At 59.6% G+C, this 23,261-nt stretch carries 18 protein-coding genes; 11 read left to right on the top strand and 7 right to left on the bottom strand.

The genetic code is table 11. The features are described 5' to 3' along the window. Positions 1-221 precede the first annotated feature (221 nt). The 5 genes from AAAX73_RS00700 (at position 222) to AAAX73_RS00680 (ending at position 5,528) form a co-directional block, all read left to right on the top strand. Entirely contained in the window at positions 222-956 is a 735-nt protein-coding gene (locus tag AAAX73_RS00700) for a GntR family transcriptional regulator (RefSeq protein WP_118080248.1), read from the top strand. Between the two features lie 197 nt (positions 957-1,153). Then, entirely contained in the window at positions 1,154-2,617 is a 1,464-nt protein-coding gene (locus AAAX73_RS00695; protein ID WP_349124741.1) for a YfcC family protein, read from the top strand. A 12-nt stretch (positions 2,618-2,629) separates the two neighbouring features. Beyond that, positions 2,630-3,487, top strand: a complete 858-nt coding sequence (locus tag AAAX73_RS00690) for a sugar phosphate isomerase/epimerase family protein (protein ID WP_118080253.1) — start codon at positions 2,630-2,632, stop codon at positions 3,485-3,487. Between the two features lie 100 nt (positions 3,488-3,587). Next, the gene (locus AAAX73_RS00685) at positions 3,588-4,556 is read left to right on the top strand and encodes an SIS domain-containing protein (RefSeq protein ID WP_250787026.1); all 969 of its coding nucleotides are present in this window, start codon (positions 3,588-3,590) and stop codon (positions 4,554-4,556) included. A gap of 99 nt (positions 4,557-4,655) precedes the next feature. Continuing rightward, a complete protein-coding gene (locus AAAX73_RS00680; RefSeq protein WP_349124740.1) occupies positions 4,656-5,528 on the top strand; it encodes a PfkB family carbohydrate kinase in 873 nt (290 codons plus the stop codon). Between the two features lie 494 nt (positions 5,529-6,022). Here AAAX73_RS00680 and pknB read toward each other — a convergent pair whose 3' ends face one another. The 6 genes from pknB to AAAX73_RS00650 form a co-directional block, all read right to left on the bottom strand. Then, positions 6,023-7,966: a Stk1 family PASTA domain-containing Ser/Thr kinase gene (gene pknB, locus AAAX73_RS00675; protein WP_349124739.1), complete on the bottom strand. Its 1,944-nt coding sequence runs from the start codon at positions 7,964-7,966 to the stop codon at positions 6,023-6,025. Positions 7,967-8,098: 132 nt separating this feature from the next. Next, positions 8,099-10,969, bottom strand: a complete 2,871-nt coding sequence (locus AAAX73_RS00670) for an FtsW/RodA/SpoVE family cell cycle protein (protein ID WP_349124738.1) — start codon at positions 10,967-10,969, stop codon at positions 8,099-8,101. A gap of 16 nt (positions 10,970-10,985) precedes the next feature. Further along, positions 10,986-12,785 carry a Stp1/IreP family PP2C-type Ser/Thr phosphatase gene (locus tag AAAX73_RS00665; RefSeq protein WP_349124737.1) on the bottom strand — a complete coding sequence of 600 codons (1,800 nt, stop codon included), beginning with the start codon at positions 12,783-12,785 and terminating at the stop codon, positions 10,986-10,988. Beyond that, complete coding sequence (locus AAAX73_RS00660; RefSeq protein ID WP_055250779.1) at positions 12,782-13,198, bottom strand: FHA domain-containing protein; 417 nt, start codon at positions 13,196-13,198, stop codon at positions 12,782-12,784. The genes AAAX73_RS00665 and AAAX73_RS00660 overlap by 4 nt, the downstream gene beginning before the upstream one ends. Positions 13,199-13,204: 6 nt before the next feature. Then, complete coding sequence (locus AAAX73_RS00655; RefSeq protein ID WP_349124736.1) at positions 13,205-14,215, bottom strand: FhaA domain-containing protein; 1,011 nt, start codon at positions 14,213-14,215, stop codon at positions 13,205-13,207. After that, a complete protein-coding gene (locus AAAX73_RS00650) occupies positions 14,212-16,065 on the bottom strand; it encodes a serine/threonine-protein kinase (RefSeq protein WP_349124735.1) in 1,854 nt (617 codons plus the stop codon). The genes AAAX73_RS00655 and AAAX73_RS00650 overlap by 4 nt, the downstream gene beginning before the upstream one ends. A 441-nt stretch (positions 16,066-16,506) precedes the next feature. Between AAAX73_RS00650 and AAAX73_RS00645 the strand changes: the two genes are divergently transcribed. The 6 genes from AAAX73_RS00645 (at position 16,507) to AAAX73_RS00620 (ending at position 22,347) form a co-directional block, all read left to right on the top strand. Then, positions 16,507-18,648 (top strand): LuxR C-terminal-related transcriptional regulator, encoded by a 2,142-nt coding sequence (locus tag AAAX73_RS00645; protein ID WP_349124734.1) that lies wholly within the window; start codon positions 16,507-16,509, stop codon positions 18,646-18,648. A gap of 109 nt (positions 18,649-18,757) precedes the next feature. Beyond that, complete coding sequence (locus tag AAAX73_RS00640; RefSeq protein ID WP_349124733.1) at positions 18,758-19,270, top strand: hypothetical protein; 513 nt, start codon at positions 18,758-18,760, stop codon at positions 19,268-19,270. A gap of 53 nt (positions 19,271-19,323) precedes the next feature. Then, the gene (locus AAAX73_RS00635) at positions 19,324-20,205 is read left to right on the top strand and encodes an ABC transporter permease (protein ID WP_055250774.1); all 882 of its coding nucleotides are present in this window, start codon (positions 19,324-19,326) and stop codon (positions 20,203-20,205) included. A gap of 38 nt (positions 20,206-20,243) precedes the next feature. Beyond that, a complete protein-coding gene (locus tag AAAX73_RS00630; RefSeq protein WP_349124732.1) occupies positions 20,244-21,041 on the top strand; it encodes a DUF2705 family protein in 798 nt (265 codons plus the stop codon). Beyond that, a complete protein-coding gene (locus AAAX73_RS00625; RefSeq protein WP_270226961.1) occupies positions 21,038-21,682 on the top strand; it encodes an ATP-binding cassette domain-containing protein in 645 nt (214 codons plus the stop codon). The genes AAAX73_RS00630 and AAAX73_RS00625 overlap by 4 nt, the downstream gene beginning before the upstream one ends. Positions 21,683-21,687: 5 nt before the next feature. After that, entirely contained in the window at positions 21,688-22,347 is a 660-nt protein-coding gene (locus AAAX73_RS00620) for a DUF5028 domain-containing protein (RefSeq protein ID WP_270226316.1), read from the top strand. Positions 22,348-22,421: 74 nt separating this feature from the next. Here the strand turns inward: AAAX73_RS00620 and AAAX73_RS00615 are convergent, their stop codons facing one another. After that, positions 22,422-23,147: a hypothetical protein gene (locus AAAX73_RS00615; RefSeq protein WP_346981635.1), complete on the bottom strand. Its 726-nt coding sequence runs from the start codon at positions 23,145-23,147 to the stop codon at positions 22,422-22,424. Between the last annotated feature and the right edge of the window lie 114 nt (positions 23,148-23,261).

Here is a 23,261-nt window from a genome sequence, read left to right as displayed (position 1 = left end):
CACACGAGCATCATCGATCGCTGCGTGCAAGGCGGCGGGCCTCACCGTGTTCGCCAAGCGCGAGGAGCGTTTTGGTTTTTCGCAAGCAAATGCGGACGAAATCAGCGACCAGATTCCCGATACGCTCAAACATGCAGGGCCCTTATGTGTTTAACCTCATTTTTCCGTGTGCGGTAGAATGGAGTCGTTGAGATCGCGAACGCCTTAAAGGGAGAGTTTTTGTGGATGCGCATCTGGATGGGGGCTCTTCCGCCCCGCTGTATCAACAGGTGCTCGATTTGCTTAAGAGCGATATCGAACAGGGGACATATCCCGTTGACTCGCAGATTCCAACGGAACTTGAGCTTTCTAAGATGTACGGCGTGGGAAGGGTCACGGTTCGCCGCGCAATAGAGGAGCTTGTGGGCGAGGGGTATCTCACCAAGCGGCAGGGGCGTGGTACGTTTGTGACTGCGACAAAGATAATTCGCAAGGTGCATCAGAAGGACGATGTTCAGAGTTTTACCCAAGCATGCGCTGAAAACGGCATGAAGGCGGGCGCTCGCGTCGTTGCCCGCAAGACCGTTGCCGCCGATCGCGACCTCGCTTCTTTCTTTGGCTTGGATGAAGGCTCTGACCTCATCTTGGTCTCACGCGTGCGTACCGCAGACGGCGTGCCGGTCCTGTTCGAGAACAACTACTATCCTGTCGATGGATTCGAATTTCTCAAAGATATCGGTCTCTCCAATTGTTCGATATTCGAGGCCGTGGGGGAGCGTACGGGTAGGTATCCCTGCTCGTCCGATCCCTGCAGGCTGGAGATCGCCCGTGCGGGAATTGATGCCGCCCGCGAGCTCAAGGTCCCAGTAGGGGAGCCGCTGTTCTTCATGAACGCGGGCTTTCTCGATTCCAACGGAGAGCGCTTCTGCTATGGCAGACAGTACTACGTGGGTTCGCGCTACAGCTTCGATATCTAGCGGCTCTGTCTCACACAGCGCTGTTCTCGTATTGCCGCGGCAGGTCCGTTTAGCGCGTAAAAGTTACCACTTATAGAACAACCTAATATGTTTCTTGACCGACGCCTTCATGCAGGTTATACATAGAACAACCTAAGATGTTTGCCTATACGTGAAGGATTTTTGGCAAGCATCGTTGCTCTGGCAGGAGGTTAAGAATGCCGGATGCCAAACAGGAGAAGCCCAAGCGCAGATTCCATCTCCACCTTCCCCATGTGTACACCATCGCGTTCATGCTGATCGTGTTCTTCGCGGTGCTCACATGGATCGTCCCATCGGGTCAGTTCGACCGCCAGACCATTCAGACGGCCGCGGGCGAGCGAGAAGTCGCCGTAGCCGGAACGTACCAAGAGGTCGACAAGGTCTACACCGATTCGGAGACGGGGGAGACCGTCGATCTGCGACAGGGCATCGATGCCGTCCTGCAGGCTCCCGCCAAGGGCATTCAGGCTGCGGCCGATGTCGTCGCGTTCGTCCTGCTGATCGGCGGATCGTTCGCCATCGTCACCAAGACCAACGCCCTAAACGCCGGCATGAGCCGCGTGATCAAGAAGCTGAAGAACAAGGACATCTTGATCATCCCCATCTCCATGATCCTGCTCTCGATCTGCGGCACCACGTTCGGCATGTCCGAGGAGGCGCTGCCGTTCTACGCGATCTTCATCCCCATCATGCTGAGCATCGGGTATGACTCCATGACCGCGTTCATCATCTGCTTCCTCGGCCCCAACCTTGGTTACTGCGCATCCACTATTGATCCTTTCAACGTGCTGATCGCCCAGGGCGTTATCGGCATCGAGGGAAATCCCCAGCTTTGGCTCCGCGCCATCCTGTGGGTCATCTTCACCGCCGCGGGCATTTTCTGGGCCATGCGCTACGCGCGCCGCGTCAAGCTCGATCCCAAGTCCTCCATCACCTATGAGGACGATAAGCAGAAGCGCATCGAGTTCTCTGTCACCGATGCCTCTATCGAAGAGGAGTTCACGCTTCGCCACAAGCTCGTCCTCATTGATTTCGCGGTCGGCATGGGCGTTATCGTGTGGGGCCTCGTTACCCAGGGCTGGTATATGGACGAGATCTCCATGGTGTTCCTGGCCATGGGCCTTCTTGCCGGCATACTCGGCGGCCTGGACGAGAAGACCATTGCGGAGGAGTTCGTCCGCGGAATCGCCGACTTCGCCTACGCAGCCTGCATCATCGGCATCGCCCGCGGCATCCTGGTCGTCGCAGAGGGCGGAATGATCATCGACTCTATTCTTAACTGGCTCGTCGGACTCCTTGCGGGCGCTCCGTCCTTCATCTATACCACCTTCATGTACATCGTCCTCGGCCTGCTTTCGCTGCTGGTTCCTTCCAGCTCCGGCCTCGCTGCACTCACCATGCCCGTCATGGGCCCGCTGACCGAGCTTATGGGCCTCAATCCCGGGGCTGCCGTCACCGCTCTGCAGTTCGCGAACCAGACCGTCAACACCATCAGCCCCGTTGCGGGCATGACCGTCGCGGGTCTTGCCGTGGCGAAGATCTCCTTCGGGCAATGGTGGAAGACCATCTGGAAGTTCTTTATCTTCATGGTTCTGTTCGGATTGGTCGCGACTGTGATCTCCGGCCTACTGCCGATGTAGGAGGTGCCCAGCATGGATTTAAGCGCTTCCACACCCCGTCTGCGTCGCGAGCAGGTCGCCGGCATGAACATTCACTACATCATGTGGTCGCTCGATTACTTCCTTGATGCTCAGCAGCGCCTTGGCTTCAAAACCATCGAGCTTTGGGCGGCCGAGCCGCACGTGACGCTGGACCACACGGGGTATTTCGAGGCCGACGAGCTTCGCCGCAAGATCGAGTCCCGCGGACTCTCCGTGAGCTCCCTGTGTCCGGAGAACGTGGTGTATCCGTGGCAGTACGCTGCCAGAAAGCCCCTCCACGCGCAGCGGAGCCTCGCTTACTTTAAGCACGGCATCGAGCTCGCCGAGGTGCTCGGCGCCCCGTATATGTCCATCAACTCCGGTTGGGGCGATTGGGACGAGGACCGCGAGGAGGCTTGGAAGCGCTCTGCCGAGCACTTGGCGATTCTTGCGGACTATGCCGGCGAGCACGGCGTGACCCTCTGCATGGAGAGCCTGAGGCCGGAAGAGAGCAACTTGGTGGTTACACTCGCGGACGCCAGGCGCATGCTTGACCAAGTAGCCAGCCCGCACCTTACTCCAATGGTGGACACTACCGCTATGGGAGTCGCCGGCGAGAGCCTTGAAGAGTGGTTTGCCGAGTTTGGCGATGGTGCCATAAGGAACATGCGCTTCATTGATGGCGACCCATATGGCCATCTGGTTTGGGGCGATGGAAAGCACAGTATGGACGATTTCGTACGCGTCCTCAACGCGCATGGGTTCGAGGGCTATCTTGGTCAGGAGATCACCGATGGAAGGTATTTCGATGATCCCGCAGCAGCGGACCGGCACAACATGGACGCCTTCGAGAGGTATTTTGTCGACTAGCGCGTAGCTCCCATTCGCGTGGGGAAGTCAACACGCTTGACGAGAAGACTCGCAGTAAACGTTGGCGGATTCGTCCGCCGTATCGAAAGGAAGAATAACAATGAACGCACATGATCTTATCGCCGACGCAATCGCTGAAAAGGGCGGTTTCGATAGCGTCTTCTGGGTTGCCTGCGGCGGCTCCCTCATCGACCTGCTGCCCGCCCACGAGCTGCTCAAGCGCGAGGCGACTGCGTTTGCCAGCGAGGCGTATACCGCCCGCGAGTTCGATATCATGCGTCCCAAGCGCCTGGGCGAAAAGTCCCTTGTCATCGCTTGCAGCCACTCCGGCAACACCCCCGAGGTAATCGATGCGTGCTCGATCGCCAAGGCGGCGGGCGCGACCGTTATCGTGCAGACGGACAACGCGGGTTCCGGCATCGATAACGGTGAGTGGACGTGCTGGGTATATCCGTGGGGCGAGGGAGTTCCGCAGGCGGAGGTGCCCGCCGGCATCTCTTTGGCTCTCGCTTCCGAGCTCCTGGATCAGCAGGAAGGTTATGCCGACCTTGCCGACATGTACGAAGGCATCGCCAAGATGGACCAGATCCTGCCTGCAGCTCGCGAGAAGGTCAACGCCGAACTCTGCGACCGTTTTGCCGCCCTGTGCCAGGACCACAAGTTCCTGTATATCTTGGGGTCCGGTCCCGTGTTTAGCCAGGCCTATGGCTTCGCTATCTGCTCGCTTATGGAGATGCAGTGGCAGAGCTGCGCCTATATCCACTCCGGCGAGTACTTCCACGGCCCCTTCGAGGTGACCGAGCCCGGAGTCTTCTACTTCCTGCAGATGTCTTCTAGTGAGTGCCGAGCCATGGATGAGCGCGCCCTCGCATTCCTCGAGACCCATACCGACACTCTTATGGTGCTCGACGCCATGGAGTACGGCATGGACCAAGTACCGGCGAGCGTTCGCGCGTTCCTTGATCCAATCCTGTTCTACGCGATGAACTGTGAGCTGCGCTCCGCTCGCGGCAAGGTGTTCGACCATCACCCGGACGTGCGTCGTTACATGGGCATCGAGAAGTACTAGCGATTTTAAAACGGGGCGCGAGGCGCGTTGAGACGTGCGAATCCCTCGCGCCCCGTCTGCTCGCCGTAACCACGGCGGTTTACCTGAATGGAGATAACCATGGCAGCCTATCCTATAAGCGTGCTTGGCTTTGGAGACAACGTTGTCGATAAGTACGAGCACATCAAGACCATGTATCCCGGCGGCAATGCAGTTAACTTCGCCGTCTTCGCCAAGAAGCTCGGCGTCGATCGCAGCGCCTACATGGGAATCTTCGGATCAGATGAGGAGGCCGAGCACGTTATAGCATCGCTCGAGGACGAGGGCGTCGAGCTTCTTCGCTGCCAGCAGGTCCTGGGCGTCAACGGCGCCGCTCGCGTGACCGTTGACGAGACCGGGGACCGTATCTTCCTGGGCTCCAATGAAGGCGGCATACGTGGCGACATGCGCTACGTGATAGACCGCTTCGCCGCCGAGTACGTCAGCGGCTTCGATTTGGTGCACAGCGGCAACTACTGCTTCACCGAGCGCGAGCTCCCCAAGATCAAGGCTGCCGGCGTGCCTATCAGCTTCGACTTCTCCGATGACTCCACCGACGAGTACTTCGGGCAGATTGCGCCATTTGTGACGTACGCCTTTATGTCCATGGGCGACGCTTCCCTGGAGGATATCAAGGCGAAGCTCGAGTGGGTGAAGGCCCTTGGCCCTCAAATCGTATGCGCATCGCGCGGGAGCAAGGGCTCCGTCGCCTATGACGGCGAAAACTTCTACGAGCAGGGCATCAAGCCCGTGGCGCCCGAGGAGCTCAAAGACGCTATGGCGGCCGGCGATTCACTGCTGACGGCGTTTTTGGTCACCTATCTTTCCAAGAAGAAGGCCGGCGAGTGCGGCAAGGCCGCGATTCGCGAGAGCTTGGACTTCGCTGCCGGTTTTGCGGCGGAGACCTGCAAGATCGAGGGCAGTTGGGGCCACCCGCTGGTCTACGAGAACTAGTTTTTTGTCGTGGCGGGGTGTCTTGGGGCGCCCCGCATTGCGTTAGGAGTCAAGATGTCCGTTCGTGCCTGCGCGGCAGGATTTTGCTGCGCCGATGTCTACCAGAATCTGGATCCCCTGGGTTGCATCCAAGGGGGCCTCTCAGGAGCGCTTCGAGGGGTGCTTCTTGAGTATATGAAGGCAAAAGGGATATGCAATCTTCATATACGGCCTTCTTTTAGAGGGCGTTGTCCTTACTCTTTCATCTCCTTGCCTATGGACATTTTGTCCATAGGCAAGAGTCCATGGTCGAGATCATGGTGAAGTTCTGCGGCCAGTAATTACTGCATTACATATTCTGTTGTCACCTGGGAGGCTCGCTTTTGCGGGCCTCTTTGCGTTGCTAAGGGGCCATGGTCTGTCGATAAATAAAGCGCCCGCTTGCGGGGGAGCAAGCGGGCGCCGTTGAGCGAATATGTTTGCGGCCCTAGCCGCTGCGGGTGATGGGTCCTCGACTAGTTAGTCGTGCCGGAATCGTCGCCCGAATCGGAGCCAGAAAGCGAAACCGTCAACGTGATCGTGCTGTCGGTGGACTGCTTGCCAGTGGGGGAGACGCCCGTCACGGTGGCGTTTTCGTTGCCACTCACGGGATTGCCGTTCTGATCGCAGAATGCGATGTTGTAGAACCCGGCGTTGTTGAGCGCGGTGACGGCGGCGGAGATGCTCTTGCCGTACAGGTTGCCCGGAACGCTGGCCTTGCCAGACTTCTTGGCGATGACGACGGTGATCGTGGCGCCGGGCTTCTGCTTGCCGCTGGGGTTCCAGCTAATGACGGTGCCCTCGGTGACGGAATCGTTCTCCTGGTAGCTCACGTTGACGCCAAAACCGGCCATGTCGAGAGCGTTGCGTGCCTGGGCCTCGGTCATGTCGGTCAGATCGGGGACGGAGGTGGTGTCAGGACCGCTGGAGACCTTATACGAGATGGTCGTGCCCTTCTCGACTTCCTTGCCGGCATCAGTGCCCTGCTCAAAGACCTGGCCTTCGTCGGCCTCGTTGGCCTCCTCGGTTGCGTTGCCCTTCAGGCCCACGCTTGCCAGCGCGGCCTCGGCCTGGTCCTTGGTTAGGCCGACGAGCTGCGGAACCTCAACTTTCTCGGAGGGCTTGGGGCCCTTGGAGATCACCAGGTTAACCTTGGAGCCCTTGGGCTTCTTAGTGTTGCCGTTGGGGGTCTGCTCGGCAACCTTGCCCTCGTCGACATCGTCGTTATAGCTCTGGTCGACAGTTCCGACCTCAAGGCCGGCCTCCTTGATCAGCTCGATAGCGGTCTGCTGGTCCTTGTTAAGCACATCGGGCACCGTAACCTGCTCGCCCCCAAAGAGCCCGGTGGCGAAGGCCACCACAACGCCAACCACGGCGATTGCGGCGACTACGGCGGCGATAATCTTGTTCTTGTTGGACTTGGGCTGATCGACCTCGTAGGAACCGGTGGAACCCGAGACGGCGCTGCGGGGGTTGGTCTGTCCGCTTACGCCCGATACGGGGCGAACCATAGCGCGCGTGGAGTCAGACAGCTCACGGGTCTTGGTGGCGCCCAGGTCGCCCGCGGCACCGATGATGCGCGTGGGCTCCGAGATGTTGACGGCACGGCCCGACAGGTAGCTGTTGAGCACCTGACGCAGCTCGTCGGCGGTCTGGAAGCGGTTTGCCGGGTCCTTCTCCATGCACTTGAGGATGATGCGCTCAAGGTCGGCGTCGACACCGGAGTTGATCTGGCTCGGCGGAATAGGCAGCTCGTTGACCTGCTTGAGTGCGACCGAGATGGCGTCATCACCGTCAAAGGGCACGCGGCCGGTGGCGCACTCGTACATCACGACGCCCAGCGAGTAGATATCCGAGGTGGGGCCGAGGTCCTGACCACGGGTCTGCTCGGGACTGACGTAGTGGGCGGTTCCCAGCACGTTGTTGTCTTGCGTGAGGTGGCTGTTCTTGGCGCGCGCGATGCCAAAGTCCATCACCTTGATGTTGCCGTCGGGCAGCACCATGATGTTCTGCGGCTTGATGTCGCGGTGGATGATCTCGTGCTTGTGGGCGACCGAAAGCGCGGAGCTGATCTGCGAGCCGATCTGGGCGACCTTCTTGGGGTCGAGGGCGCCGTGGCTCTTGATGCCGCTCTTAAGGTCGGTGCCGCGCAGGTACTCCATGACGATGTAATATGTGTCGCCGTCCTTGCCCCAATCGTAGACGCCCACGATATAGGGGGAGGAGAGACCGGCTGCTGCCTGGGCCTCCTGCTTAAAGCGTGCGGCGAAGGTTGCGTCGCCAGCATACTGCGGCAGCATGATCTTGACGGCAACCGTGCGGTCGAGGACCTGGTCCTGTGCACGGTAGACGGTCGCCATGCCGCCTGTCCCCACCTTATCCTTGAGGAGGTATCTTCCCCCGAGGACCCTCTGTTCCATTCCTGCTCCTAACATAACTATTCGCTCAACGATGTGTGTAGTACCTACGATGTGGCCGCTGGGGCCGTGTGGCGCGTTGCCGCTAACTCTTCGGCCGCGGCGCGCCTCGGGTGTCCGATTCAATCATGGGCATCACGCTCCCTGTGCGGCGAGCGCCGCGGTCAGGACGATGCCGGCAATCTTGGCCGCCTTGACGTCGTGTTTGTCGTAATCCTCCAAGGCCACCGAGATGGCGACCGTGGGTGAATCGTAAGGTGCAAAGCCAACGAACGTCGAGTTGACGTTGGTGCCGCCGGTCTCGGGCGAGCCGGTCTTGCCGGCGACCTTGACGCCGGGGACCTGGGCATCGGTGCCGGTACCGGACTGGACGACGGCGAGCATGGCCTGCTTGACCTGGTCGGCCGTGGCGGAGCTGACGGCCTGACCCAGCGAGCGGGACTGCGTGGTCTTGACCACAGTTCCGTCCGGGGCGAGTACCTGGGCTACAAAGTACGGGTCCATGACCACGCCACTGTTAGCGATGGCGGCGGCAATCACGGCGCTTTGCATGACGGTGGTCTGCGGGCCGGGCGTGTGGTCCATGCCGACAGGCTGGCCGGCGCCGGCCCAAGCGGTCTCCCACTCGGTCATGAGCGACGGGTCTGCCATGATGGAGGCCGCGGAGGTCAGGTCCTGGCCGAGCTTTTGGCCGTAGCCAAAGGCGTTGGCAAACTGCACGAGCGTGTTTGCGCCAACTTCGTTTGCCACCTGGCCAAAGACGACGTTGGAGGACACGGCAAAGGCCTGCTGCAGGCTGATGGTGCCGTAGCTCTCGTTGGCATAGTTGGTGACCGGTGCGTTGCCGATGTCCATGGAGCCGGGCGCCTGGTAGGTGCTGGTAAGGCTGGCGGTGCCGGTCTCGAGTGCCGCGGAAAGCGTAACGACCTTAAACGTGGAGCCCGGCGTGTACAGCGCGTCCATGGCGCGATTGTACATAGAGCCGTCCTCGCCGCCGCCAGCCTGCAGTAGGGCGTCGATGTTGGTGTTGTCGTAGGTGGGCGAGCTGGCACATGCGAGCACCGCGCCGGTACGCGGGTCGATGACCACTACAGCGCCCTTAAAGCCCTTGAGTGCCTGCTCGGCCGCCGTCTGGATGCGCGAGTCGATGGTGAGCTTGGCGGTGTTGCCCGGCTGGGTCTGGCCCGCGAGCGACGCGATGGCGTTGTTCCAGCTGGAGTAGTCCTTAGAACCGGTGAGCGTGTCGTTCATGACGCTCTCGATGGCGGTGGTGCCATACTGCTGGCTCACGTAGCCAACCACGTGCGCTGCCAGGTTACCGTTGGGGTAGGAGCGTACGTAGGTGCCGTCCTCCTGCTGCAGCGACTCGGCCAGCGTCACGCCGTCGGACGTGATGATGGAACCGCGCTGGATGTACTTGGAGCGGGCGATGGTGTGGTTGTTGGTCGGCATGTCCTGATAGTCCTTGGCCTTGATGACCTGGACATAGGTGAGGTTGCCGATAAGGATGGCGAATAGCGCCGTAAAGGCGAGCACCGCACGGGTTAGACGGTTGGCGAGCGCAACGCGGCCGAGCACACCGGATTCAGGCGTGTCGAGCAGGCGACGGCGCATGCGCGAGCCGACGGAATGGCTGCCGCTGCCGTAGGAAGACGAGGTGGCAAAGCGCGTGCCCGTCGGGGCGGCGGCAGATGCGACCTGATCATCGGTGATGGCGGCCATAGTGCCGGTGCCGGTAAGCTCGGCCTCGCGTCCGGTCGCTTCGTCACCGGCGCGCAGCAGGAGCGCGACGATGATAAAGCTTGCCAGCAGCGAGGAACCGCCCTGGCTCATAAAGGGTAGGGTGACGCCGGTCAGTGGGATCAGGCGGGTAACGCCGCCCACGATTAAAAAGGCCTGGAAGCTGATGGCGGCCGTAAGGCCCGTGGCGCTAAAGGCGGCGAGGTCGGATTTAGCGCGGGCAGCCGTGGTGAGGCCACGCACGGCAAAGAGCATAAACAGGATGAGCACGGCGCCGCCGCCCAAAAGGCCCATCTCCTCGCCGATGGCCGAGAAGATAAAGTCGGACTCGACGACAGGGATGTTGTTGGCCATGCCGTTGCCGATACCAACACCGACCAGACCGCCATCGGCAAGCGAGAAGAGCGACTGGACGATCTGGTAGCCCTGGCCCTGGGCGTCCTTAAACGGATCGACCCAAACCTGGAAACGCACCTGAACGTGAGACAGGAACTTGTAGGCGCCCACGGCTCCAACGGCTAAGAGCGCAAGGCCGATAACGACATACGAAAAGCGCCCCGTGGCAACGTAGAGCATCAGCAAGAAGATGGTGTAGAACAGCACGGCCGAACCCAGGTCGCGTTCGAAGACGACGACGAGCAGGCACACACCCCACACGGCAAACAGCGGCAGCAGCAGTCGCAGGCGAGGGATCTTAAAGCCCAGGATCTTGCGGTTGGAGATGGAGAGCAGCTCGCGGTTCTCGGCCAGGTACCCGGCCAGGAACAGCACGATAAAGACCTTGGCGAACTCGCCGGGCTGGATGGTAAAGCCCGCGATGCGAATCCACAGCTTGGAGCCCGAGATCGTGGTGCCGATAAAGATAGGCAGCATCAACAGAATGATGCCGATAATGCCAAAGGTGTACTTGTAGCGCATGACTACGTCGAGGTTCTTAACCAACGCGAGCGTTCCCACCATCAGGGCCACCGAGACAAACAGGATGATGAGCTGTGAGATGGCGAGAGCGGGGGCGAGACGCGTCACGAACGTGATGCCGATGCCCGAAAGCACAAAGACAATGGGCAGGATGGCGGGGTCGGCACCGGGCGCCAAGATGCGCACGGCAATGTGGGCCGCGGCAAAGGCGGCAAAGAGGCCGATCGGTACGGCGAGCGTCTCAAAGGAGATGGCAGCGCCCGCGGTGAGGACGTACATCGCATACAGCAGGATGACGGGGAACGCCGAGGCGATGAGCAAGAGCAGCTCGGTGTTGCGGCGACTCATAAGCGGCACTCCCTTTCTAGTTCTTTTCGGAGGCTTCGGCCTCGGCGGACTGTTCGGCGGTTTTCTCGGAATCTGATTCGGAGGTCGATCCCTGGTCGGTGTTGTCGCGAATCGTTTGCGCGTCGATCACCTGGCGGGTCTGCTCCTCGTCGATCTGGTGGCGGTACTTGGATATCGTGTCCTGCGCATCGTCGACACTTGTTTGCGGAATGCCCGCCTTGAGGCGGTTTTGCGTGTCTTCGGGCAGGTCGGACAGCTTGATACTGGTTTCGCTTTCGAGCCAGTGGAGCTTGAGTCCGAGCGGCTTGCCGGGCAGGCCGCGCCAGACGGCGACATTGCCCTGGTAGGTACCCAGGTAGTACGAGCCGGTGACACCCGTGTAGGCCCAGATGGCAGCCGCCAGCACCAAGACGAGACCTAAGACGACGCCGATGGTGACGTTGCGGCGACGCACGCGTTGCGCCTCGCGCATAACGCCATCGTCAACCAGGTCAACGACTACTACGGTCACGTTGTCGTGGCCGCCGGCGGCAAGCGCCGCGTCCACTAGGTTGTCGACGCAGATTTGCGCGGTTGAGGACTGCGTGGCGATGTTCTCGATATCGCTATCGGGAATCATGCTCGAAAGGCCGTCGGAGCACAGGATCAGGCGGTCGCCTTCCTCGATATGCAGAGTGAAGTGGTCGGCATACATGGCGGGGTCCGAGCCCAGCGCACGGGTGATGACCGAACGGTTGGGGTGGACGCGAGCCTCATCTGCCGTAATCTCGCCGGCGTCCACGAGTTCTTCCACATAGGAGTGGTCGCGGGTCACGCGGATGAGCGTGCCCTCGTGGAGCAGGTAGGCGCGCGAGTCGCCCACGTGGGCGATGGCGAGCGTATCGTTTTCGATATAGGCGCAAGTGGCTGTGCAGCCCATGCCGGGCTTGCCTAGGCCATTCAAGGCGGCCTCGATTACGGCGGCGTTAGCGGCCTCGACGGCTGCCGCCAGGCGTGCGGCGTCGGCGGACTGCGGGGCCGTCTTGGCAATAGTCTCAACGGCGATGGAAGAGGCCACCTCGCCGGCAGCGTGACCACCCATGCCGTCGCATACGCAAAAGAGCGGCGACTGCACCAGGTAGGAATCCTCATTGTGCGGGCGTACGCAGCCAACGTCGGAGCGGGCGCCCCACATGAGTTGCGTGGTGGTGCCGGCATCATAGGTCGAGTCGGTCTCGATGCGCTCCTCGGTCAGGGGCTCAAAGCTCATGGTCGAGCCGGGGTCTTTGAGCTTGGCCTCAACGGCGGCAACGTCGATTTCGGCTGTGTCACCGGGAGAGACGGTGTCGGTCTCGGCGTTTGATTCGGAATCGCCGGTGTCCGGGGAGTCGGGCTCCTCGGACACGCGGGCGGTCGACTCGTCGTCTTGCGGGCTGACGTCTATAGGCTCGGGCGCCGGCGTAGACGCGGGCGCAACCTCGGATGCCGGGGCTATGGGAAACGCCGGCGCGGCGGGCTCGGGTGCCGCAAACACCGCAGCGCTCTCGTTGATTGCCGCGGCGACAGGCTCTGCAAAGTGAGCTGGCGCCGAGGTTGCTTCGGGCGCTGTGGGCTGTTCCGCGGCATGTGCGCCGATGGGCGCCGCTACGGCATCCTCTTCGTCCTCGTTATCGGCGAGATCCGAAATATCATGCGTTACATGCGAAAGAGGCAGGGAGAACACGGTGTCCTCGGGTTCCACGGGTGCGGAGCCCGCCGGAGCGGCGTGGGCCGGCGCAGCTGTGGCGGCAGCCGGTGCCTCGGTCATAGTCGCGGACTTGTTCTCCTCGTCGATCATCGACGGTTCACCTTCATGACCACGTCGCCAATCTGGACTTCGTCGCCCTCACGCAGCGTCGCGGGCTCCACGAGCTGGCGGCCGTTGACGAGTGTGCCGTTAAGCGAGTTGAGGTCCTCGATAATAAGTGCCGGACCCTGCAGCGAAAAACGCGCATGCGAGGCCGAGACAAACGGTTCGTTGATACAGATGTCCGACGACGGCGAACGGCCGACGATGACGGGGCCGAGCATATCCACGTGGATGCCGCGGATGCCGCGCGGGCCCTTGTCCACATCGATCGTCCAGATGGCCGAGTCGCGGCGCTGGCCGCGGACGAGCCCCACGCCGGTCTTCATGACGGCAAACAGGAAGATATAAAGCAGGACGACCAGGACGATGCGGCCTGCAAACAGGACGATATCGATGTTCATAAGCGACTATCCCCTAAATTCGAACGTGCTCAGGCCAAACGTCAGCAGGTCGCCGTTGCGCAGCGGGCAGCGCGTGATGCGACGGTTGTTGACGAACGTGCCGTTGGTGGAGTTGAGGTCCTCGATCGACCAGTCCGAGCCGGTAAAGGTGAGCTGGGCATGACGGCGCGACACGTTGGGGTCGCGCAGGGCGATGTCGGAAACCGAGCGCTCGCGACCGATGGTCACCTGTGCGGAGGTAATGGCGTGGCTCTCGCCGCTCACGACGTCGACGAGCTGGGCGAGCGGACGCTGCGGGGCGCGAGAGCTTGCCATGTTGGAGGCGATGCCAGCTGCGGCGCCAAGGCCAGCGGCGGCGCCGGTCGCGGCGGCTCCGCCCATGCCGGCAAGCGCGTCGCGCGAGATGGTTTGGGGCACGGGAATGGGTGCGGCGGCGGGATCGGGCATATTGGGCGCAAAGGGGTCGGCCGTGGCAAGCGGGTCGGGAGTGGCAGCACGAGGTGCCGGCTGCTGCTGCGGCATGGCAGCGGGGTGCTGCTGCGGGGCGGCAAACTGCTGCTGGCCGGCGCGCGGGGCGCTGGCGGCTCGGCTCGCGGCCGAGTTGTTCTGGCCCAGGCCGTTTTGGTAGGCGCGCTCCTCCTCGTACAGGCGACCGAGCGTAGGGGCATCGACGTTCTCGGCAAAGACCGAGAACTTGCCGCCGCGCAGCTGCGGGTCGATCATAAAGCGAACGAGGGGCTCGCCGACAAAGACGTAGCGGCGCTTTTCGGCCTGCGCTTTCACAAACTCGCGGACCTCGCGCGAAAGCTCGGGATAGAACGGGGCGAGCATGGGATCGTCGTCGGCGGCAATCAGGATGGTATAGAGTGCCGGCGCGGTGTTGACGCCGTTGATCACCAGAGTCTGATCCTCCATGTCGCGAGCGGCCTGCTTGGCAAGCTTCTTAAAGGAGAACGGGGCACGGGTGGCACCGAAGATGCCGGCCACGTGGTCCTCGAAGATGTTCAGGAAGTTCACGAAAGATCACTCTCCGTATAGGTTCTTTGGTATCCGAGCAAATAAAGGCATATCCCGACGATTATAGAGGATAGGATTCCCGTAACCGCCGCCTTGGCGACGACCGGGCCCGCAAGGCTGGCAATTTCCATATGGTGTGCAAGACAAAACGATACGGCCGAGCCGATGCCGGCGACGGCAATTGCGACGATGGCGGCAAGGTTCGATCCCTGCTCGGCGCGCTTGGCATGAGCATTGAGCAGCAGCGATGTTGCCGCGGCTGTTGCTGCAACCAGCATGATTGCAGCGAGAAGGAGCGCGTCTCCCAGCGCTGCGGCGACATTGCTAAGCCCCAGTACGCCTCCCGCAGAGAGAGCCGCTGCAGCAAGGCGGGCAAAGAGTGCGCCCATGCCCGTAGCCGCCGCGGCACTTGCCGGAGCGAGCCAAAACGCCGCGATGCTCGCGGCGGCTCCGGCGGCAAGGAGGGCGTCGCCGGTGAGGCAACCCAGCGCAAGCGCGCAGGTGAGCGTCGTGCTCGCAGCTGCCTCGGTGCGTCCCCAAGCAATCCACCAACCGGACATGGCAGCGGCAAAAATGACCGCGACCGGCAGCATCGACAGGATGCCCTGCGCCTGCATGGTGGCGTTGGCCATGAGCACCAAAAAGCCCACGGCCGAGATGGCCGAGCCAATCTGCGGGGCCAAGCCTGCCGCCGCGCCAATGGCGACGGCCGCCACGACCAGCCCGGGAAGCGCCGCGACGCCGGCTGTCTGCATAAGCAAAAAGCTGAAGGCTCCGCATGAGAGCGCCGAGATGCCGCGCATGGTGTAATTGCGTGCGCGGCCCCAGCGCGTGCCCGCCCAGCCAAGTGCGGGGTCGACCTCGACGGTGTCATCCTCGTAGCTCGATGGCTCGATATCATCTGCCGCGCACTCGTCATTCGAAAGCTCGCCTACCATCTGCTCCAAGCTGCGACGGCCTTCGCGCACGCTCCCCAAGCCGGCAAGGAGTCGGTCGCAGAATGCCTCGATGCTATCAGGGCGGTCTTGCGGCATGGGGGAGAGAGCGCTCATGAGCGCCGCCTCGGCCCCCGGGGGAAAGTGAGGGATCAGTTCGCTGGGATAGGTGGCGCCGCCGATGATGCGGTCGAGCGAGTCGGCAGGCGTGGCCGCCATAAAGGGGGCACTGCCGCACAGGCCCTCGTAGATCACGCAGGCAAGGGCAAAGACATCGGCACGTTCGTCGACCGTGCCGGTCTCGATATCGAGCTGCTCGGGCGGCATGTAGCCGATGGTGCCGCCGCGCGATCCGCCAAAGCCGCCGGCGGACGACAGCCGCGCCATGCCAAAGTCGGTGATCTTTACATTGCCCGAATGGTCGATGAGCACGTTGGCGGGCTTAATATCCAGGTGGAGCACGCCGTTGCTATGGGCGAAGGTGAGCGCCTGGCCCAGCGCGTCGGCAATGGCAGCGGCCTCGTCAAAGGTGAGCGAATGGCCGTCCACGCGATGCAAAAACTCGGCTAGGGACATGCCGTCGACATATTCCATGACCAGGTAGGCATAGGCGGTGTCGTGCGTAAAGTCGATAACCTGCACGATATTGGGATGTTGAAGCATGGCGGCGGTATGCGCCTCGCGCAGCACATCCATAATGTCGCTGGCGGGCATGCCAGCGCCGTCTGTGAGGGGGATGCGCTTAATGGCCACGCGACGGCGCAGGTGTGTGTCGCGGCAAATCTCGATGGAGCCAAAACCGCCGGTCGCAAGCGTTTCGAGCGGCTGGTACCGCTTGAGCAGCTCGCGAGAGCTAGTGCCCTCCAAGGGAACGTCCGGCGAGAACCGGGCGGTATGTTGCGAGAAAAGCGGCATGGCCAACCCTCGTGCGTTTAAAGTTCGTTTGCGAGCGGCGGGCGCGGGGCCGAGCCGTTCGCGGTGGCATAGATGCTGCTAGTGTAGCACGCTCAGGTGCATGGGGAGGATGGCGGGATGCGAGGCTGCCTGTCTGGCTTGGCCTTCGTCTCGACCCATCCGGAAAGCGCGCCCCAGTTTGCGGCCAAATACTGGGACACGCTTTCCGAATGGGGTGTGCTGCGGAAACTGCGTCCCAGAATATTGACTCAGAACGGGATACAGTTTCCAGATCGACGCTCAAAAGGAAACCGCATCCCGCTTTGATGCGGGGACTGCGGACAAAAGCTGAACCGTGATCTGGCTCGGATTGGAGTTCGCCTGAATCGTTGATGCTGGCTGGTGTGGGCGTGGAGATAAACGAGCAGCCCGAGCGATATAATGACACGCTATGGAGGTCATATGCTCTTTTCCCGCTGTTCTGCCACATCTGCTTTCGCCATTGCGCTCGTCGTAATGGCGGTTACCCCTTATCACCGGTTTTCATCTTCAATCGGCTTGGCATCAGGTGCAATGACCTGGCTCGTTATCCTTGGCGCATGCCTCGCGGCGTTTGGTCATGGCGTTGCGCTCCGCAAGGGGAGAGAAATAAGACGGCCGGGTCGCCTTGGCGTCTTCGGTGTTTTCCTTTCTGCTATTGCGGTGGTTCCCGAATGGGTCGACTTGGCCTTCTATGCTCGCGGAGATTCTGTTCCAATCGTGTTTGCACCAATCTGGCTGTTGCATGGCGTTTCGTGTGCCTTGTGCTTCACTGGGTCGCTGCTCCTCTCATATGTAATTTGGAATACGGCGGGCTCTCCTTTGATACGGGGGGCGGCGCGGGACGGCGAAAGGGGGACCTGCCGACCGCAGAGCGCACTTTTTGCAGAAACAATAGTTGTCCTGTCTTGCCTGCTGTTTTGCTGTCGAGTTTCATGGAGAGTCGTTCCCGAGCCATGGGGGATGCCCTCTGTAACGGCCGCATCAATTGGCCTTATGCTTTTAATTCCTCTGGTCTATCTCGTATTGGCTGCGGTCCCGCTGCTTTGCTGTCCCCGCGCCTTTGGTCGGGGACAGAGCGACGTGTTCGCCCGTTCTGTGCTTGTAGCAGTTCCCATTGGCCTTGTTCCTGCTGTTGAGGTGGCATACTTTGCAAGCGATGCCGCAGTCATTGCATCACTGTCGATGGGGTCCGCTATTGCTGTTGCCGCCTTCGTATGCACATTGCTAAGGGAGAAACGGGACAACAATTCGGATACCCCTCGCACGTCCGACCCATTCGATGCGGGAGCGTTCTCTCCCTCTCTGTCGCCTCGAGAAGAGCAGTTTGTTCGATTGTTGCTCAAAGGGAAAACGCCGGCGGAAATTGCCAGGGAGACGGATACGAAGCCATCGACGGTGCGGACCACGCTTCATCGAGCATACGGGAAGGCGTCGGTTGCGGGCTCGCGTGAGCTGGTGGCGCTGTTTGCGGGTGGGGGCGAAGCTGTAGAGTCTGAGCTGTCGCAGCGGCATGCCGGCGATATGTTGGCATTAGCTCGGACGCGCCGGCTGCTTCGATATCTGCCCACATCTTTTTTTATTTTCCTTGCGGCAGGTCCCTTGGTAATGGCGAATAGTGATTGGGGATCTAGCGTTACGCGGGCAGTCGCCTTTTCTCTCGCAAGCTATACATTGGGCCTCGGACTGTTTCTTTCGCCGTATTGCGCGGCTGTAAAGACGAATCATGACGCTGATCTGGATAGAGTGGATGGGGCGATTGAGCTCGGAGGTCCGTGCATGTGGGCGATACTGTCTGCTGCGGAATGGTCTTTTATCTATATCACGGCATTGATGTGCATACGCGTTCCGTTGATGGCCGTGCCGGTCCTGTTTTGCGGCGTGGCGTCTACGGCTTCGCTCGCTGTTGGGCTGCGTCCGTTTAAGGTGCATGCCCGTGCTCGGGCTATCGCGCCATTGGTGTCAATAGGTGTAGCCGCTTTGATCTATGCAGCCACTAGGGGGCGAATTCATGGGTTTGTGGTGCTGGCGGGGATACTGCTCACATATGTAGTGCTGCGAAGCTGTCCGCAGCGAAAAATGCTTGGGGTATGGATGCTTTGCTTTGGGGCGACGGCTCCTGTCTGGGTCGTCTTGCTCAACATGGCGCAGGATCTGATGGTTTTCGAGCCGCTGTTCCTTGCGTCGCTGTTGGGGCATAGTTCGGCTGTCAATGTCGTCGTGGCAACGGTGGTCGTCTGCTGGTCTGTGCCCATGTTCGTCACGCACATCGCGCTCGCCCACTCGGTTGAGAACGAGAGGGCCGTCTTGGAGTACCGTGCGAATGGGTTCACCGAAACGGCTCGCGTGCGCCAGCTGGCTTTGCTTACATCGCGCTCCCTTTCTGATGTTCAGTCGCAAATTTTGCTGATGACGGCAGAGGGCGCAACGACAAAGACCATTGCGGAGGACGTAGGTTATGCTGCATCTACGGTGCAAGCGTTGCGATCCGCATCTTATCGCCAGTTGAAGATCAAGAACAAAGCGGAGCTTATTTCATTGTTATCGCAGGTGGATAACGTGTAAACGCCTGGATTATCAACTCAATAGCGAGTGTTTACAGACATCTTTCTCCATTCATGCAAAGGTTGCCGTGCGTCGACGCATTGTTAACCGCTTTTGATTGGAGAAGGCCATGATTAAGCCAAGGAGCGCTATTGCTCGAATCGGAGTCGGCTTGGCGATTGTTGCGGGCTTGTCGATGGGTGCACCTGCCGCATCATTTGCTCAAGAGGAGTTTGACACCTCTCAGGTTTCCAGCATTACTCAAAACGCCGATACGGGAATTACGACCTGTACGAACAATGCCGATAAGGCATTTAGTTTTCAATGTGCCGGGACGAGTGCAACTGGCTACCGTCAAAAGGATGATTCCTCATCGCTCTATCTGGATATCCAGGGCTATACGGGAAATCCGCTTCGGTTATATACAGACGGTGCGTATAACACAAGCGGTAGCGGCAGCATGAATTGTACTCAGGGAACGTATCGTTCGAATCACAAGGGACAGTGGGAAATGTATAACCTCGTCCGTGAGAACGGGCGATCTGCGGCGCGACTGACTGCATGGGCGGAGTCTGGCTACGGCACTGTTATTGGTGTATGGAGCCCCGACTGCGTCGGGCATTTCCGCAAGCTTCCCGCATAGTTGTTTTAAATGGCTCCCTCCGGCTTTCTGGGTCGGAAGGGGGAGGAGTACGTATGAACCAAAAGCTCGCAAGATACGAACTGTCGAAAACGATAAGACGTCCAGCTTTTATCTTTGCTCTCTTGATTGCAGTCGCAGTTGCAATAGTTGCCGCGCTGGAGCCGTGGGCAAATTTGGAAAAAGAACGTCACAACCTTCTTTCTTTTGGTTACGGCGTTGGCATGCAAGCCAAAAATTATCTCGGTCAAACACGTGAAAGCAGCTTCGGTAACTGGATTGTTGTGAGCGCGAACGCGCCGCTGTCTGCGTCGGTGTTTTTCTATGCACTGCCCCTGCTTGCAATGTTGGCTGGATCTTGGTCGTGCCTCTTTGAGCGTTTGAGTGGTTATGACATGCAGATATGCACGCGCGTTTCCAGAAAGGCGTACGTGAACGTAAAGATGCTGTCTGCTTTCCTCTCCGCGTTTACAGTGACTGCCATTCCTCTGCTCGTCAATTTCCTGATCGTCTCGATGCTTTTTCCTGCGTATCTTCCTCGGGTCGATGAGTCGACTTACGTAGGACTTTACCTGCATAGCTACTTCTCCGGTCTATTTTATTCGCATCCTTTGTCGTATGTGCTCGCATACACGCTGTTCGATGCTGTCACGCTCGGGACTTTATCCATGGCTGTAACTGGCTTCTCAATTTTGTTTCGTAGCAGAATCAAAGCGATAATTGTCCCGTATCTGCTAATGGTTGCGTGGCATTTTGCAAATGGCTGGATCTTCGGCGTAATGGCTTGCGTGGGGTTTAACTGCAATATCCTCAACAGCATCAGGTCGGAATCGCTGAATAACTGGCCAGACATTCGAGCCGGTTTTGCGGAAATCATATTATTGACCCTTGCTTCGTTGGCTTTTTCTGGGGCGTGGAAAAGGCGGGAGATGGTCTGATGCTGTTTAGGCTGGTCGCCGCGGACCTGAGGACCGTTTTGAAGAAGAACATCATTACCTTTATTGCGATTGCAGCAGTGACCGTTGCGAACCTGGTGTACGCCTACGGATTGTCTTCTGTGTATGGGGTCAGGACGGATACCTTGGGGTTTGCGGACAATCTTGCGCTCGTGTTTGCCGGATCTGCTCCGTTTGAGCCTAGGCCCGGGGCCATGTTTGTGCCTCCGCTAGGATGGCTATTTCTCATTCTGCTTATTCTCTATACAACACTCGATTATCCCGCCGAATCGTTGCACGGGTTTGGTTTGCAAACGCTTGTCCGATGCCGGGCGAGAACCCTTTGGTGGGTCTCGCGTTTTATCTCAGTAACGGCAATAACGGCATTTTCGCTGCTTGTGGTGGTTTGCTCTGTTGTGATTTGGAGCTTGATGGTGAGCGCCTCGTTCAGCGCGGTCATCCATGGCGAGTCGCTTCAGCTGGCTAATTTGGCGCCGTGGTTTCTCAAAGTGGGCGAGGCGGATGCGCTGCCGTTTTTCATAGGTCTCTTTTTTGCTTTTGAGGCGCTTGCGTTTGCACAGGCAGCGGTTGGGTTTGTGCTTGGGCCGTCAGCCTCATTTGCGGTTGTAATGAGCTACCTGATCTGTTCGGCATATGCGCGGCATTGGGCGCTGCTGGGAAATGCCTTGATGCTGTTGCGCTGGGGTGGAATCGTCAAAGAAGGAATTGCGACGGGCTCGAGTGGCTTGTTTTCAATTGTGATTATGTCGTTATGCCTATCGTTGGGTGGACTGTGGTTTCGAAGGGCCGACCTTATCGAAAAGAGGGACAAGATATGAGTGTGATCGTTAGGGACGTATCGAAGCGCATGGGCAAAAACGATGTCCTGCGCAACGTGTCTATCGAGGTTGACCCTGGGACTGTGGTCGGGCTTCAGGGGATAAACGGTTCGGGTAAGACCATGCTCATGCGAGCGGTCTGCGGATTGATTAGACCCACCGAGGGCGAGATTATTATCGATGGCCAAAGACTTGGGGCGGATATCTCGTTTCCGCCGAGTCTGGGGATGTTGATAGAGGCGCCTTCCTTTTTAGGATATCTGTCTGGTTACGACAATCTGGAGCTCATAGCTCAAATCAATGGCGTTGCCACCCCCGAGGACATTCGCTCTGCCCTGCGGCTCGTGGGGCTCGATGCAGACGAAAAAAAGAAGTTTCGAGCATACTCGCTTGGGATGAAGCAGCGTCTGGGAATAGCTGCGGCAATTATGGAAAAGCCGAAGCTGCTTGTTCTCGATGAGCCAACGAATGCCCTCGACGAAGCGGGCGTGGAAATGCTCAAGCGCGTTGTGGCGATGGCGGCATCAACGGGTCGCGAGGTTCTTCTGTCTAGCCATGACGGAGAGGTGCTCGAGGAGCTAGCCGATCGTGTTTACTGCATGCGCGACGGTGCCGTTGTGAAAGTTCGGGAAAGGTCGTGAGCGCGATGAAGAAGGCCCTGTTGACGAGAAGGTCGATGCTCGCGCTTTTTGGCTGTGCTGTTACCGGCCTTGCGGGCATGAGGGTGAGCGTCGTTAACGGGAACCGGACAGTCATTCCTGAAAAATATTACGCGGAGGGCGAATGGCTCTCGATGGATGGGGCGTTTCTGGGGTCGAAGGATGTGGCGACTGACGGGTATTCGTTTTGCATAGACGGGGCAGAGCTGCTCACGCCGCGCGAGTATCTCAAGCGTGCGCATGATGATTATTCAAAATATGGCATCGTAGATACGAAAACGAAATTGAAGGACGCCGACATCACGTGTGTTATCGCCGTAAAGATGCGTGTCAGGAATAAGGACAATGTCGAAGGCGGAATTAAAGCGTATGTTTGGCATTTGGTGCCGGAGTCTGCGCCAAACTATGACTTTGTGGTCAATACCGATCTGATAACGCAGGCAATGCCGGTGCTGGGCGGTTCTGCTGCGTTTGCTGTACAGGTTGGGGCGGAGAACGAGTTACTCGTCCCATTCATGATGCAAAACACCAACGACTATTTCGAAGGTTACGAGACCGTCCGTTTTGAGAAAGCGTTTCCCGGGACCTATACGATGAAGATGACCGATCTGCCGGAGCGAAGGCTCTTCAGGTTTGAAGTTAAATAGCTCGAAGGCCCTGTTGGGGGAGCCTCATCCTACGCTGAAGCGGGATGAGATTCCCTTCGCAGTGGCGCTCGGCCCTAGCGCTTCTTCTTGCTCTTCTTCTGCTTGCGCTGCTTGCCCTTGTTGTCCTGGGGCTTGTCGGCCTTGTCGCCCCGCTTGGCCTCGGCGGCAGCCTTCTCGGCCTTCATTTTCTTCTTCTTGGTCTCGATGCGGAGCTTTTTGTTGATGCGCGCCTTAAGGAAGGGGCCAAACTGCTCGGCATCGCCGCGGATAAAGGTGTCCTTAGGGATAGTCACGCCCTGGTCGGCGAACATGGCTACAAAGATGCGCTCGCCGTCGAGTACGTGGTCGAGCTTCTCAAACGGGAAGAACTGCGACTTGCCGCTCTTGCCCCAAACCATCAGGCCGTCCTCGTTGGCAGCGACGCGGCGATAGCGGCCACCCATGGACTCGTCGGCCTCGACGGCGTCGATAAAGTCACGGGCGAGCGTGTGGTGCAGGTTTTTGCTCCACCAGGCCAAAAAGGCGCCGAATACGATCAGGACGACGCCAAACTTGATCCAGTTACCGCCGGCCACCAGCATGCCAATGCCGATCAGCGCGGCAATTGCCGCGGCGACATACAGCGAACCGCGACGCCTGGGCGAGGCGACCAGGCGGGCGAAGTCGGTGACCAGGTCGTTTTCGTACTGGTACTCGTTGAGGTACAGGATGCCGTCGTCGGCTGCGGCCTGCTCCTCGAGCGCGACCTCGACCTGGTCGGCTGCTTCGGAGGGGACGAGGTTGCTCTCTGCGTCTGCCATGCTCTTTGGACTCCTATCGCGGCGGGCTCGCCGTACGGGTTATTATGAATGCAGTATGCCGTGCGACCGCATGGCCGTCGCGGCAACAAGACTCAGTATACCCGGGGGAGCACC

This window comes from Collinsella sp. CLA-ER-H9 (assembly GCF_040092295.1).
Taxonomy (GTDB): domain Bacteria; phylum Actinomycetota; class Coriobacteriia; order Coriobacteriales; family Coriobacteriaceae; genus Collinsella.
This window is presented reverse-complemented; position numbering and strand designations above follow the sequence as displayed.